Here is a 13,406-nt window from a genome sequence, read left to right on the forward strand (position 1 = left end):
GGAACTGAAACATCTAAGTACCCTGAGGAAGAGAAAACAATAGTGATTCCGTCAGTAGCGGCGAGCGAACGCGGATTAGCCCAAACCAAGGAGCTTGCTCCTTGGGGTTGTAGGACGTCTCACATGGAGTTACAAAGGTGTTGATTAGACGAAGAGGTCTGGAAAGGCCCGCTATAAGAGGTAAAAGCCCTGTAGTCCAAAGTCAGCACTCTCCGAGACGGATCCTGAGTACCGCGAGACACGTGAAACCTCGTGGGAATCCGGCAGGACCATCTGCCAAGGCTAAATACTCCCTAGCGACCGATAGCGAAGCAGTACCGTGAGGGAAAGGTGAAAAGCACCGCGGAAGCGGAGTGAAACAGAACCTGAAACCGTGCGCTTACAAAAAGTCAGAGCCCTCTATATGGGTGATGGCGTGCCTTTTGTAGAATGAACCGGCGAGTTACGTTCCCATGCAAGGTTAAGGTGAAGAGCCGGAGCCGCAGCGAAAGCGAGTCTGAATAGGGCGACATAGTATGTGGACGTAGACCCGAAACCGTGTGATCTACCCCTGTCCAGGGTGAAGGTGCGGTAACACGCACTGGAGGCCCGAACCCACGAATGTTGAAAAATTCGGGGATGAGGTGGGGGTAGCGGAGAAATTCCAATCGAACTCGGAGATAGCTGGTTCTCCCCGAAATAGCTTTAGGGCTAGCCTCGGAGTAAGAGTCGTGGAGGTAGAGCACTGATTGGGTGCGGGGCCCGCCAAGGGTTACCAAGTCCAGTCAAACTCCGAATGCCATGTACTTATATCCGGGAGTCAGACAGTGAGTGCTAAGATCCATTGTCAAGAGGGAAACAGCCCAGACCATCAGCTAAGGTCCCCAAGTGTGTGTTAAGTGGGAAAGGATGTGGAGTTGCAAAGACAACCAGGATGTTGGCTTAGAAGCAGCCACCATTTAAAGAGTGCGTAATAGCTCACTGGTCGAGTGACTCTGCGCCGAAAATGTAACGGGGCTAAACACACCACCGAAGCTATGGCTTGATGCGTATGCATCAGGGGTAGGGGAGCGTTGAATGTACGTTGAAGTCAGACCGTAAGGACTGGTGGAGCGCATTCAAGTGAGAATGCCGGTATGAGTAACGAAAAGACAAGTGAGAATCTTGTCCGCCGTAAGACTAAGGATTCCTGAGGAAGGCTCGTCCGCTCAGGGTAAGTCGGGACCTAAGGCGAGGCCGAAAGGCGTAGTCGAAGGACAACAGGTTGATATTCCTGTACCACCGTAAGCCGTTACGAGCAATGGGGTGACGCAGAAGGATAGTGACGCGGACTGATGGATGTCCGTCCAAGCAGTGAGGCTGATGTGTAGGCAAATCCGCACATCGATAAGGCTGGGCTGTGATGGGGAGCGAAAATTGCAGTAGCGAAGGTCATGAGTTCAGGCTGCCAAGAAAAGCCTCTAGCCAGGTGAAGGTGCCCGTACCGCAAACCGACACAGGTAGTCGAGCAGAGTATGCTAAGGCGCTCGGAAGAACTCTCGTTAAGGAACTCGGCAAAATGACCCCGTAACTTCGGGAGAAGGGTGCCTCGGTAGGGTGAATAGCCCGAGGGGGCCGCAGTGAAAAGGCCCAAGCGACTGTTTAGCAAAAACACAGGTCTGTGCGAAGCCGTAAGGCGAAGTATACGGGCTGACGCCTGCCCGGTGCTGGAAGGTTAAGGGGAGTGGTTAGCCGCAAGGCGAAGCTATGAACCGAAGCCCCAGTAAACGGCGGCCGTAACTATAACGGTCCTAAGGTAGCGAAATTCCTTGTCAGGTAAATTCTGACCCGCACGAATGGCGTAACGACTTGGGCGCTGTCTCAACGAGAGATCCGGTGAAATTTTAATACCTGTGAAGATGCAGGTTACCCGCGACAAGACGGAAAGACCCCATGGAGCTTTACTGCAGCTTGATATTGGACTTTGGTACGATCTGTACAGGATAGGTGGGAGCCTTAGAAATCGGAGCGCCAGCTTCGATGGAGGCATCGTTGGGATACCACCCTGATCGTATCGGAGTTCTAACCTGGTACCGTAATCCGGTACAGGGACCGTGTCAGGTGGGCAGTTTGACTGGGGCGGTCGCCTCCTAAAATGTAACGGAGGCGCCCAAAGGTTCCCTCAGAATGGTTGGAAATCATTCGTAGCGTGCAAAGGCATAAGGGAGCTTGACTGCGAGACCTACAAGTCGAGCAGGGACGAAAGTCGGGCTTAGTGATCCGGTGGTACCGCATGGAAGGGCCATCGCTCAACGGATAAAAGCTACCCTGGGGATAACAGGCTTATCTCCCCCAAGAGTCCACATCGACGGGGAGGTTTGGCACCTCGATGTCGGCTCATCGCATCCTGGGGCTGAAGTAGGTCCCAAGGGTTGGGCTGTTCGCCCATTAAAGCGGTACGCGAGCTGGGTTCAGAACGTCGTGAGACAGTTCGGTCCCTATCTGTCGTGGGCGTAGGAAATTTGAGAGGAGCTGTCCTTAGTACGAGAGGACCGGGATGGACGCACCGCTGGTGTACCAGTTGTTCCGCCAGGAGCATCGCTGGGTAGCCAAGTGCGGACGGGATAAGCGCTGAAAGCATCTAAGCGTGAAGCCCCCCTCAAGATGAGATTTCCCAGTATGTAAGACCCCTTGAAGACGACGAGGTTGATAGGTTCGAGGTGGAAGCGCAGCAATGCGTGGAGCTGACGAATACTAATCGGTCGAGGGCTTATCCAAGAACATGCTCTTTAGCTAAGCTAAGCAAGAAACCTTCGCAAAAGTTCGTATCCAGTTTTCAGGGTGTAAGTTGCCCGAATAACATACTGTTCCCTGATAGCTCAGTTGGTAGAGCACTCGACTGTTAATCGAGTTGTCACAGGTTCGAGTCCTGTTCGGGGAGCCATTTCTGGAGAGCTGTCCGAGTGGTCGAAGGAGCACGATTGGAAATCGTGTAGGCGCTAACCGCGTCTCGAGGGTTCGAATCCCTCGCTCTCCGCCAGATACGGCCCGTTGGTCAAGTGGTTAAGACACCTCCCTTTCACGGAGGTAACAGGGGTTCGAGTCCCCTACGGGTCACCAATTTCTCTAAAAATTCTTCAAAAAATGACTTGCAATGAGCATAGTAAATGAGTTATAGTATTACTTGTCGCTCAAACATGGAGGCTTAGCTCAGCTGGGAGAGCATCTGCCTTACAAGCAGAGGGTCGGCGGTTCGATCCCGTCAGCCTCCACCATAATTGCATAGCAATGATTTCTAATGACGCGGGGTGGAGCAGCCCGGTAGCTCGTCGGGCTCATAACCCGAAGGCCGCAGGTTCAAATCCTGCCCCCGCAACCAATTATCTTCGGTGTCTTACCGAGAATTATAATGTGGAGCCGTGGTGTAGTGGCCCAACATGCCTGCCTGTCACGCAGGAGACCGCGGGTTCGAATCCCGTCGGCTCCGCCATTATAACCAAGTAAGGCTCGGTAGCTCAGTTGGTAGAGCAGAGGACTGAAAATCCTCGTGTCGGCGGTTCGATTCCGTCCCGAGCCACCATTTAAGACAAGCAATAAGTTAATATGCCGGTGTAGCTCAGTTGGTAGAGCAACTGACTTGTAATCAGTAGGTCGTGGGTTCGACTCCTATCGCCGGCACCATTTTCATGGAGGATTAGCGAAGTGGCCAAACGCGGGAGACTGTAAATCTCTTCCTCACGGTTCGGTGGTTCGAATCCATCATCCTCCACCACTTTTTTATAGGGGCATAGTTTAAGGGTAGAACAGCGGTCTCCAAAACCGTTAGTGTGGGTTCAATTCCTGCTGCCCCTGCCAATTTCAAATAGTTATATATGGCGATCGTGGCGAAGTGGTTAACGCACCGGTTTGTGGATCCGGCATTCGTGGGTTCAATTCCCATCGGTCGCCCCATTTTAACTATAAGTATGAAATTAAATGTTGGGGATTAGCCAAGCGGTAAGGCAACGGACTTTGACTCCGTCATTCCCTAGGTTCGAATCCTAGATCCCCAGCCATTTACGCGGAAGTGGCTCAGCGGTAGAGCATCGCCTTGCCAAGGCGAGGGTCGCGGGTTCGATTCCCGTCTTCCGCTCCATTCTTCATCTGGCGCCATAGCCAAGTGGTAAGGCAGAGCTCTGCAAAAGCTTTACCCCCAGTTCGAGTCTGGGTGGCGCCTCCACAACTTCATTAATTTGTGCCCTTAGCTCAGCTGGATAGAGCGTTTGACTACGAATCAAAAGGTCAGGAGTTCGAATCTCTTAGGGCACGCCAACAAAAAATGCCGGCGTGGCGGAATGGCAGACGCGCGCGACTCAAAATCGTGAGGGAAACCGTGGAGGTTCGAGTCCTCTCGCCGGCACCACTTTTACAATGAATAACGAAAACATAGACGCTGATTGGACATAGTCCAGTCGGCGTTTTTTCGTTTATAGTGTTGTTCAACTTCTCGGCGCTTTGTACATATACATCTGTAAACGATGTTGAGGAGAGGATGCCGATGACCGACTTCGAAGAAAGACTGATTGCCGTATTGAAAGACATCAAAAGCGAATTAAGTATGGTGAGTAAGCGGTTGGACTCCATTTCCGATCATATCGATGATTCGAGAAGAAGCTTGGATGTATTGAATGAGTTAGTACAGGTAATTGCTTATTCGGATTGACGTGCTGAAGTACGTGGATTAGGAAAATCGCTTATTCAAGCCTGTTGGATCACTGATCTTGCAGGCTTTTTGTCATCTCTACTTATATCTTCATCAGAACTACACCGGAGAAGCGGATAATGTGATAGGCTGCGTATGAAAGCGGCAGTTCAGTCTGAGGGTCTGTAGAGTCCCCGCCTGAGGTCTAGGGTGAAATACCGTCGCGGGTCCGTTTTGAAGAATGCGAAAACAACCTACAATAAGGACATAAGCAAGAAACGAAACATCAGCAACGCAAAGCACGTAATGAGCTAGTAAGATTGATCGAATTGAGAGGCGGTGACATAACATGAACGGAAAAAATGCACTTGGCGCGGTTTTGGTTGTTTTTGGCGGATTGATGGTGATGAAGTTTCTTGGCATTCACCTCGGTTGGATCGTTGGACTTCTGATGCCTTTCATCCTGATTGGTCTTGGCGTTGTCGGGGTTAGAAACGACAGCAAAGTAATCGGCTCGATCCTGATCGTCGTAGGCGGCTTGATGCTTCTCCCGAAACTCTTCGGCTTGTTCTCGCTTCTGCTTGCGATCGTATTGATCGTATGGGGCGTGGCGATGTTTAAAGGAAAGCGAATTTAATCTATCACCTGGTTTGAATCGCAGTAATGACGGTAAAAGACATTTCGGATAAGCCGCAATAATCGTTAACGTTCGGAACGAAGGAGGATCAAGCAATGAGCATTTTGCGAAGAGTGAGGGACATGACGGCTGCGACGTTGAACGAGCGGCTGGAGAAGGCCGAGGATCCCGTTAAGCTGATCGATCAGTTTCTATGGTCGACGCGGGAGGAAATCATTCAGGCCGAGAAATTGTATCAACAGTGCGCAGGACACGGCAACCATTTGAAAACGCAATGGCTGCAAGCGGAGCAATTGAAAGAAAAACGCGAACAGCAAGCCATCATCGCGTTGAAAGCAGGCGAAGAGCATGTTGCCCGCATCGCTCTGATGGAGAAAGCGTCAAGCGAAGAGCGCGCCGCTCAGTACCGCGAGTTGTATGAACAAGCCGCTCAAAGCATCAGAGAGCTGGAAGAACAGCTTCGCGAGCTTCGCAGCGAGTATCAGAGCGTTTACGATAAGCGGGAGTATTTTGCGGCACGGATGGAGTCGCTTCGGCTGCAACAGCGATTGAACGAGCGTTACACGCAAAATGGCGTTTTCAACTCTGCGCCAGGTCAGCAATCCTCCGGGATATTCCGCAGGCTGGACGACCGAATCAGCGACATGGAGCTGGAGGCTCGCAGTCTCCGCGACCTGCGCAAGGCAGGACAGGATTGGGTTACTAGTGCAGGACAGTCGGTACAAAATGTGATTGAGCGCGAAATGGAGCAATTGAAGCGCAAACTGCAGCAGGAAGGATGGAAATCGCAATGAAGAAGCTGTATCGATCGCGACGCGACAAAAAGTTGTTCGGCCTCTGCGGCGGACTTGCCGAGTTGTTGAATGTAGATGCGACGCTGGTGCGGATTCTGCTGATCGTCGTCACGGTCTTTACGAGCGGCGCATTGATTGTTGTTTATATATTAGCGGGCTTGGTCGTGCCTAAGAATCCGTATGAGTTTGGCGGAGGCTACGGATCGGGTCAAGGCGGATACGGCGGCGGTTGGAACAACCAAAACCATGGACCGTATAACGGTGGCAATCCATATGGCAATTCCCAAGGCTTTGGGCAAAGCGGAAGCTCCTATGGCAGTTCTTACGGAACGCCGTCCCAGCCAGGACCGTCGTGGCAGAAACCGCCTGCCCAAACGCAGGCGCATGCTTCGACAAACATAGATGCAATGATGGAAGATTTGGAGAAACGCGCCCTGAAGAAAGAAATTGAAGAGCTTCGCGCAAAACTGGCCAAACACGAGAAGGGAGATGTTTAACAATGAGTATTTTCAAACGAATGAAAGATATGACGAAAGCATCCGTTCACGAGCTGTTGGATAAAATGGAAGATCCGGTCGTTATGCTGAATCAATATCTGCGCGACATGGAGGCTGAGATCCATGCGGCCGAACTGACGGTCGCGAAACAAATGGCTAACGAGCGCCGCATGCTGCAGCGTTTGGAGGAAGCGTCAAGAAGCGGCGCTGACCGCGAGGCGAAAGCCGAGACTGCGCTTCGTGCCGGTCAGGAAGAGCTGGCGCGCAAACTGCTGGAGGAGAAAATCTTCTTCGACCAGAAGACGGCCGAATTCACGGATCTGCACGGAAGCGCGAAGTCGCAGGCCGAAGAGCTGATGAATCAGCTGCACGGCATGAAAGACGAGTACTATCAGCTTCGCAACAAACGCAACGAGCTTGCAGCCCGCGCCCAAATGGCGAAGGCGAAGAAGCAAATGGCGCAGGTGAGCTCGGTACACACGATCGAGAGCGGCAATGCATCGCGCGGCTTCAGCCGTATGGAAGAGAAAATCATGCAGATGGAAGCGGAAGCAGACGTCATGCGGGTGCCATTCGGTTCCTACAACGGTCCGGTCACGGCGGCTGGCTCCGCCGATCCATCCAAACAGTTGAAAGTCGAGGAGCAGCTGCAAGCACTCAAGAGCAGACTGAACCCGCCATCCGCTGAATAGCGTTTCGCAGAATAAACGAACACTATGCCTAGGTCGATGCGTTTCATTGGCATCGGCCACTGGCATGTTTTTGCGCGTTTCTACATAGGAAGGAGGAACGGCCTTGAGCGATCAATCGTCATTCCATCGCGAAGAACCGAAGGCTTCGTCCGAACGGCCTATCATGCTCCCGGATCAGGGAGTTCCTCCGGTCACCTACCGCAACGAACCGCCGCCGGCGCTTGTCCAAGCTGCCGAGAAACGCAAAAACGTGGCGGAGACCGTTCTTTGGCTGTTCGTGATTTTGGGATTAAGCGTGCTGGTGCTGCAGGGAACGGGATATTTGAAGCTTTTCGCCCTGCAGAGCAAGGCGGCATTAATAGGACTAACGGTCATCGCGACTGCGCTCGTGTTTGCCGCGGTATATAGTTATTTGCAAGGCGTAAAGCTCCGCGCTGCGCTCAAGCGGCTCTCCGACCAGCAGAGGCGCAAACGCCAACGCCAGCGCGTGACGATCCCGGGAGAGGGCGGAGACGACGTGACCGAGGAAACGATGTCCGAAGAGGATGAGGCGTGGACGGAGCAGGTTCGTTTTACGGCGGTTATCGAGGAACGGCAGCGTCTGGCGCGCGAGCTGCACGATGCGGTCAGCCAGCAGTTATTCGCCATCTCGATGACGGCGACGGCGGTCAGCCGGACGATGGAGAAGGATTGGGAACGCGCGAAACGGCAGGTGCAGCTCATCGAGGAAATGGCTTCCGTGGCGCAGTCGGAAATGCGCGCGCTGCTGCTGCATCTGCGGCCGGTGCATTTGGACGGAAAACATCTAAGCCAGGCGCTGCACAGCCTCGTGGAAGAGCTCAAACAGAAGGTGCCGATGGCGATTACGCTGGAGGCGGATGTGGCCGTGAAGCTGGGCGGGGAAGCAGAGGACCATCTGTTTCGGATCGCGCAGGAGGCGCTCTCCAATTCGCTGCGGCATTCCAAGGCGGATCAGCTTAATATATACTTACAGCAGGCAGGCGCTTACGTGCGGTTGACGGTGCAGGATAACGGCGTCGGTTTCTTTTTGGAAGAGAAAAAGCAGACGTCGTACGGCTTGCTGACGATGGAGGAACGCGTGAACGAACTGGGCGGCTCCATGAAGCTGATTACTTCGCCCGGCAACGGGGTCGTTATAGATATTTGGGTGCCTTCGGCATCATGATGGAGGGGAAGATCAACGAATGGAAGCGATCGAACAAATGGACAGCATCGAACAGCCGATTAAAGTGCTGCTCGTCGACGATCACGAGATGGTGCGCATCGGCCTTGCGGCGGTGTTAAATACGGAAGACGGCATTGAGGTCGTCGGCGAGGCGAGCAACGGCCAGGAGGGCATTCGTTTGGCGCAGGCGTATCGGCCGGACGTCGTACTGATGGACCTCGTCATGGAAGGCATGGACGGCGTGGAGACGACGCGGAGATTGATGGAGCTCTATCCGGAATGCAAAGTCATCGTGCTGACCAGCTACTTGGACGACGGCAAAATGTACCCGGTTATCGAAGCAGGGGCATTCAGCTATCTGCTCAAAACATCGCGCGCGAATGAAATCGCCGAAGCGATCCGCGCCGCATCCCGCGGCCAATCCGTACTGGAATCGCAGGTCGCGGCTAAGATGATGAATCGTTTTCGCCAGCCGAAGACGGAAGCGGTTAAGCCCTTGCACGATCAGCTGACCGAACGGGAAATGGATGTGCTCAAATGCGTCGGCAAAGGCATGTCCAACCAGGAGATCGCGGAAGAGCTGTTCATCGGCATCAAGACGGTCAAATTCCATGTGACGAATATTTTCGCGAAGCTGGGCGTGGAAGACCGGACGCAGGCGGCGATATATGCGCATAAGCAGGGACTTGCGGAGTAAGGGATTGACTTGTTGAGGTGCCCGGGAGCGGAATAACTAGACGAGGCAGGCTGAATCGGAACGGTTGGTTAGATCAGCTGTGCCTCCGTGGGGATAGGGATAGGGATAGGGATGGACGCTTGGGAGAGCGTCTTTTTTGTTGTTCATTGGGATGGCAACGGGTCCGGAGAGGTGAAGGAAAGACTGCATAGAAGAAACAGGGGCATAGAGGCACAGAAGTAACAGAGGCAAAGAGGCACAGAAGCAACAGAAGCAAAGAGGCACAGAAGCAACAGAAGCAACAGAAGCAACAGAAGCAACAGAAGCAACAGAAGCAAAGAGGCTGACTATTTAGTCGTTCGTGGCGTCAGGTTTTTGAAAATCCCCTCTGCGATGCGCGCTTCCTCATCGAGCGCGAATACCGGAACGGCGGCTTGCATGCGAATCGGTTCCGCTTGCGGCCACATGACGGCCATATAGGGATTCGTAAGACTTAGGAGCTCGCAGTCGTTCGTGTCGCGCAGCAGAATGATTTTGGGGTAGTGCTCCTGCTTAAAGCCCTCGACAAGCACGATATCGGCATGCTGCATATGTCCAAGCAGAACCGACAGCGGCTCAGGTCGTCTGCTGATGACGGCGCTGCGGGAAGCCGAGCTGATGGCCGTTATGTCCGCGCCAGCTTCTTGATGCTGCCATGTATCCGTGCCCGGCTTGTCCATATCGAAATCATGCGCATCGTGCTTGACGGTGCCGACGAGCAAGCCGGCTTGCTTCAGCCGTAGGATGAGCTTTGTGATCAGGGTCGTTTTGCCACTGTTCTTGTAGCCGACGACTTGGAGGACGAACGGCGTGCGGTTCGGTGGTTGCTTGAGAAACTCGGATTGCGAGTGCATGATGTGCGCTCCTTTCGACATTTGGCGGCCTGGTTAATTATATCATACGGCGTATCCCCGCTTGTTCCGTATTCTGATACAATGAAAGGAAATGCCGGATGATCGTAGCGGAGGGTGTATGAGCGAGGGGCAATTGCAAGGGGAGGCGCGGTTTCGCAGACGCGCCATAAAAGTCGACGAGGCGATGCGCCTCGTCTTGGAGGCGGCCGCTCCGGGGCGGCAGGAATCCGTGCCGCTGTGGGAGGCCGGGGGCCGGCGGCTGGCGGAGACGGTCAGCGCGACGACGGACTGGCCGCCTTTCGCGCGGGCCGGACTGGACGGGTTCGCCGTCCGCAGCGCGGATACGGCGCTGGCGTCGCCGGGGGCACCGGCGACGCTGCGCGTGGCCGACACGGTCGCCGCCGGCGCGCTCGCCTCGGCGGCCGTGGCCCCGGGCACTGCCGTCCGCATTATGACGGGCGGCGCCGTGCCTCCAGGGGCGGACGCCGTCGTCATGCTGGAGCAGACGGCGGACGCCTGGGTTGACGGGCTGCCGGCGGTGCAGGTGCGGAGCACCGCCGAGCCCGGTCAGCACATCGCGCCGCGGGGCGAGGAGTTCGCCCGCGGCAGCGAGTTCGCGCGGCCCGGCGAGCTGCTGCGGCCGGGCCATTTGGCCCTGCTCGGCACATTCGGCTATGCCCATGTGCCGGTGTATGCGCGGCCGCGCGTCGCGGTGCTCGCGACCGGCGCCGAGCTGCTGCCGGTCGAGGCGCCGCTCGAGCCGGGCCGCATTCGCGATAGCAACAGCGCGATGGTAGCCGCGCTCGTTGCGCAGTATGGGGGCGTGCCGGTCTTATTCGGCCGCGTTCCGGACGAGCAAAGCGCAGCGGCGCAAGCGATCGCAGATGCGCTGCAGCAATGCGACATGGTCATCACGACCGGCGGCGTGTCGGTCGGCGATTATGATGTTATGGCGAGTCTGCTTCGGCTCATCGGTACGGAGAAGGAGCAGGGAGAATGGATGGAGCGGACCGAAGCCGGCGGATCTATAGAGCGATACGGAGGGAAGGGGAAAGGGAAGCCGCTAGACTCCGATGAGGTCATTATTGGGAATGCTGCGCCATCGGCGGCGGTATCAGGCGCAGTCGTATTGAAGGCAGCTGCAGCACACGGAGCTGGAGTCTCATGCCGTCAGGGCAGCTTCGGGCCTGTACCACCGGCAGAGCCGAGAGCTGCCGCCTTGGATGCAATCTCAAGCGAGCCGATTGCAGAAGCGACGCAGTTGGGCTCAGATGCGGCCCCAAGTACAACCGCACCCCAACCTGCCATGGAAATGGCTCGTTCGGAAGACGGCCAGCTTGGACAAGCTTCCGCTTCTGCACGGTCCTTACTCCCGCTGGCCAGCCAGCTTCCGCCAGCTTCCAATCCATCGCCTCGTGCGCTCCTCCCGCAGGACAGCCGTCTGCTGTTCAACAAAGCGGCGATGCGGCCAGGAGCGCCGACGTCTGCGGCTGTCATTTCCGGCAAATTGTTGATTGCCCTCTCAGGCAATCCCGGTGCCTGCTTCGTCGGCTTCGAACTGTTCGCCCGGGCTGCTTTGCTTCGGATGCAGGGCGCATCGGAAGAAGCAGCAAGGCCGAAGCAGGTGACAGCCAAGCTGGTCGGCGGCTTCGACAAAGGAAGCCCGCACGAACGCTTTGTACGGGCGCGGCTGTATACCGAGAACGGGATGCTTTATGCAGACCCGCTGGCTTTTGGCAAATCGAGCATGATGGCATCCATTCCGAACGCAGATGGCTTGATTCGCTTGAAGGCAGGCGCAAGCGGTGCTGATGCAGGCGCGATCGTGGATGTCATTGTATTGTAGTCAGCAGCAGCAGCACGGGGTCTACAAGACGTCATCCACATGGAAGCCGCTTAGCCGCAGCTGCAGATAAGGTTCGGAAGAAGCGCTGTAGCGCGTAAAGGGTTGAAAGGCATCGGATTTGACGTTGATCAGCGCCTTGGTCGGCAAGCTTGCCGTTCGGCGAAGCTCTTCGCCGAGCGCCGCCGCAAACCCGTTCCGCCCTGTCAGCTGCCGCTTCAGGTCCTCAAACCGCAGGCTTGCGGCCGCCAGAAGCTTCTCTTCGTCCAGCTGCCATGAACCGTCATGCAGCCGATAAATTCCGGCAGTCTTCGCTCCGGCATGCGTCATGGCTTCGTCAATTGGCTTCATGAGGGTCGGCTCCAGACTTCCCCTCGAATCGGTTTGGATGGCATGCAGGGTGTTGATGCCTTCTGCCAAGAAGCGTAACCGTTCCGATAGGTTCGTGAGGTCTGGCTCCACGCGGACGGTACTGGTGCTGCCGATACCAGCAAAGGTTATATCCAGTGTGGCCTGATCGTTCCAGGCCGTGATTCGATTGGTTGAAGAAACCGCTGCAGCTCCGCCGTCTATGGCAAATACAGCGTTGGATGCTGGCATGGCGACTCGTCCGATTCCGCTGGCTTTAACGATCTTGCCATGATCTAGATCCTCAAGAAGGAAAGCATGTTCCGTGCCCGAATGGATGGCGCTGAGTTCCACTCTCACGATTCCCGCCGACGGTTCCGTCTCCAGTTCTGCGCGCACGTGAAGACTGCTTGCGTTCACCGCATCGCGCAGCTTCCGGAGCGCGGCAATATTGGACTCTCCTTGCCGTACGGCAATCGTATATACTTCGCTGAAGGAGTCGGCGTACACGTTCATCCGATGGACGCCGGGAGCGATGACGGATGGTGCAAAGGGCATCACATCGAAGCTGACATTCCTCTGGGACCGCGCAATCGAATCGATTTGTACGGTAAATTGACCGATCGGGGCTCCATTCTCCGCACGGCCGCTGATATTCCCTTCTGCACCGACGGTTCTATTCGCAAGAAGCGCACAGTTACGCTGCGTGAAATCAGACACCGCATCTCTCACCCGTACACATTGCTCAAGCCATGCGGTTGACGCTTCCAAGGCAGCCTGCAAGGATTCCCTCGCCTCTCTAGGCAATGAAGCGGGAACCTTGACGCGGACAGGCTTCAGGTCATGCGATTGCTTCGCGGCGCCTTTGTTCCGGTTGTTCCACCACCAGTAATTATCCGCATACGAATACGGATACATAGCGTATCTCTCGACAGGGACAATGGGCTCGTCTGAACGGCGCACAGTTCCGAAGATCGCGGGTACAGTGTAGGGCATCACCACAATAATCGCCTCCGACAACAGTTTATGCTATTCTAAAGATACCAGATAATGGAGCAGCAGCACTATATATTTCTGAATATTCGGTTTTTAAACGGTTTCGGATGATCCATATTGTTTCATTTGCGTTACTATTTGCGTTATTACGACGATAAACCAAGCGGACAAGCCTTAGCCAAGCATAAGCCCGAGGCTCGCAGCG

General features: G+C 55.2%; 10 protein-coding genes, 16 tRNA genes and 1 rRNA gene (1 of these 27 running past the window's edge). 25 read left to right on the plus strand and 2 right to left on the minus strand.

The annotated features are described in order from the left end of the window. The 24 genes from GZH47_RS21590 to GZH47_RS21705 all read left to right on the plus strand — a co-directional run. Positions 1-2,736, plus strand: a 23S ribosomal RNA gene (locus tag GZH47_RS21590) (it extends 190 nt beyond the left edge of the window). A gap of 90 nt (positions 2,737-2,826) precedes the next feature. Beyond that, positions 2,827-2,902: transfer RNA gene (locus GZH47_RS21595), tRNA-Asn, on the plus strand. A gap of 5 nt (positions 2,903-2,907) precedes the next feature. Continuing rightward, positions 2,908-2,998: transfer RNA gene (locus GZH47_RS21600), tRNA-Ser, on the plus strand. Between the two features lie 5 nt (positions 2,999-3,003). Then, positions 3,004-3,078 (plus strand) — tRNA-Glu (locus tag GZH47_RS21605). A 79-nt stretch (positions 3,079-3,157) separates the two neighbouring features. Beyond that, a tRNA-Val gene (locus GZH47_RS21610) sits at positions 3,158-3,233 on the plus strand. Between the two features lie 27 nt (positions 3,234-3,260). Continuing rightward, positions 3,261-3,337: transfer RNA gene (locus GZH47_RS21615), tRNA-Met, on the plus strand. A 34-nt stretch (positions 3,338-3,371) separates the two neighbouring features. Next, positions 3,372-3,448, plus strand: a tRNA-Asp gene (locus GZH47_RS21620). 14 nt (positions 3,449-3,462) lie between these two features. Continuing rightward, positions 3,463-3,538 (plus strand) — tRNA-Phe (locus GZH47_RS21625). Between the two features lie 25 nt (positions 3,539-3,563). Further along, positions 3,564-3,639: transfer RNA gene (locus GZH47_RS21630), tRNA-Thr, on the plus strand. A gap of 7 nt (positions 3,640-3,646) precedes the next feature. Then, positions 3,647-3,730, plus strand: a tRNA-Tyr gene (locus tag GZH47_RS21635). A 9-nt stretch (positions 3,731-3,739) separates the two neighbouring features. Beyond that, a tRNA-Trp gene (locus GZH47_RS21640) sits at positions 3,740-3,813 on the plus strand. Between the two features lie 20 nt (positions 3,814-3,833). Continuing rightward, a tRNA-His gene (locus GZH47_RS21645) sits at positions 3,834-3,909 on the plus strand. 28 nt (positions 3,910-3,937) lie between these two features. After that, a tRNA-Gln gene (locus tag GZH47_RS21650) sits at positions 3,938-4,013 on the plus strand. A 5-nt stretch (positions 4,014-4,018) separates the two neighbouring features. Further along, a tRNA-Gly gene (locus GZH47_RS21655) sits at positions 4,019-4,093 on the plus strand. A gap of 10 nt (positions 4,094-4,103) precedes the next feature. Further along, positions 4,104-4,177 (plus strand) — tRNA-Cys (locus GZH47_RS21660). A gap of 15 nt (positions 4,178-4,192) precedes the next feature. Then, positions 4,193-4,269 (plus strand) — tRNA-Arg (locus GZH47_RS21665). A gap of 9 nt (positions 4,270-4,278) precedes the next feature. Then, a tRNA-Leu gene (locus tag GZH47_RS21670) sits at positions 4,279-4,360 on the plus strand. A 135-nt stretch (positions 4,361-4,495) separates the two neighbouring features. Further along, positions 4,496-4,660, plus strand: a complete 165-nt coding sequence (locus tag GZH47_RS21675; protein ID WP_162643112.1) for a hypothetical protein — start codon at positions 4,496-4,498, stop codon at positions 4,658-4,660. A gap of 328 nt (positions 4,661-4,988) precedes the next feature. Further along, positions 4,989-5,276 carry a LiaF transmembrane domain-containing protein gene (locus GZH47_RS21680; protein ID WP_162643113.1) on the plus strand — a complete coding sequence of 96 codons (288 nt, stop codon included), beginning with the start codon at positions 4,989-4,991 and terminating at the stop codon, positions 5,274-5,276. 95 nt (positions 5,277-5,371) lie between these two features. After that, positions 5,372-6,070, plus strand: coding sequence for a PspA/IM30 family protein (locus GZH47_RS21685; protein ID WP_162643114.1), 699 nt, complete (start codon positions 5,372-5,374; stop codon positions 6,068-6,070). Further along, on the plus strand, positions 6,067-6,567 hold the full coding sequence (locus GZH47_RS21690) for a PspC domain-containing protein (protein WP_162643116.1): 501 nt from the start codon (positions 6,067-6,069) through the stop codon (positions 6,565-6,567). The genes GZH47_RS21685 and GZH47_RS21690 overlap by 4 nt, the downstream gene beginning before the upstream one ends. A gap of 2 nt (positions 6,568-6,569) precedes the next feature. Continuing rightward, positions 6,570-7,259 (plus strand): PspA/IM30 family protein, encoded by a 690-nt coding sequence (locus GZH47_RS21695; RefSeq protein WP_162643117.1) that lies wholly within the window; start codon positions 6,570-6,572, stop codon positions 7,257-7,259. Between the two features lie 103 nt (positions 7,260-7,362). Beyond that, positions 7,363-8,445, plus strand: coding sequence for a sensor histidine kinase (locus GZH47_RS21700; RefSeq protein WP_225446157.1), 1,083 nt, complete (start codon positions 7,363-7,365; stop codon positions 8,443-8,445). Between the two features lie 19 nt (positions 8,446-8,464). Further along, a complete protein-coding gene (locus GZH47_RS21705) occupies positions 8,465-9,142 on the plus strand; it encodes a response regulator (RefSeq protein ID WP_162643118.1) in 678 nt (225 codons plus the stop codon). A 326-nt stretch (positions 9,143-9,468) separates the two neighbouring features. Here GZH47_RS21705 and mobB read toward each other — a convergent pair whose 3' ends face one another. Then, positions 9,469-10,014 carry a molybdopterin-guanine dinucleotide biosynthesis protein B gene (mobB, locus tag GZH47_RS21710; RefSeq protein ID WP_162643119.1) on the minus strand — a complete coding sequence of 182 codons (546 nt, stop codon included), beginning with the start codon at positions 10,012-10,014 and terminating at the stop codon, positions 9,469-9,471. A gap of 118 nt (positions 10,015-10,132) precedes the next feature. On the opposite strand from mobB, the gene GZH47_RS34185 reads away from it, so the two are divergent. Then, a complete protein-coding gene (locus GZH47_RS34185) occupies positions 10,133-11,860 on the plus strand; it encodes a molybdopterin-binding protein (protein ID WP_225446158.1) in 1,728 nt (575 codons plus the stop codon). A 21-nt stretch (positions 11,861-11,881) separates the two neighbouring features. On the opposite strand, the gene GZH47_RS21720 is transcribed toward GZH47_RS34185, so the two are convergent. Next, positions 11,882-13,123: a hypothetical protein gene (locus GZH47_RS21720; protein ID WP_162643120.1), complete on the minus strand. Its 1,242-nt coding sequence runs from the start codon at positions 13,121-13,123 to the stop codon at positions 11,882-11,884. Positions 13,124-13,406: the final 283 nt, after the last annotated feature.

This window comes from Paenibacillus rhizovicinus, from assembly GCF_010365285.1.
GTDB lineage: Bacteria > Bacillota > Bacilli > Paenibacillales > Paenibacillaceae > Paenibacillus_Z > Paenibacillus_Z rhizovicinus.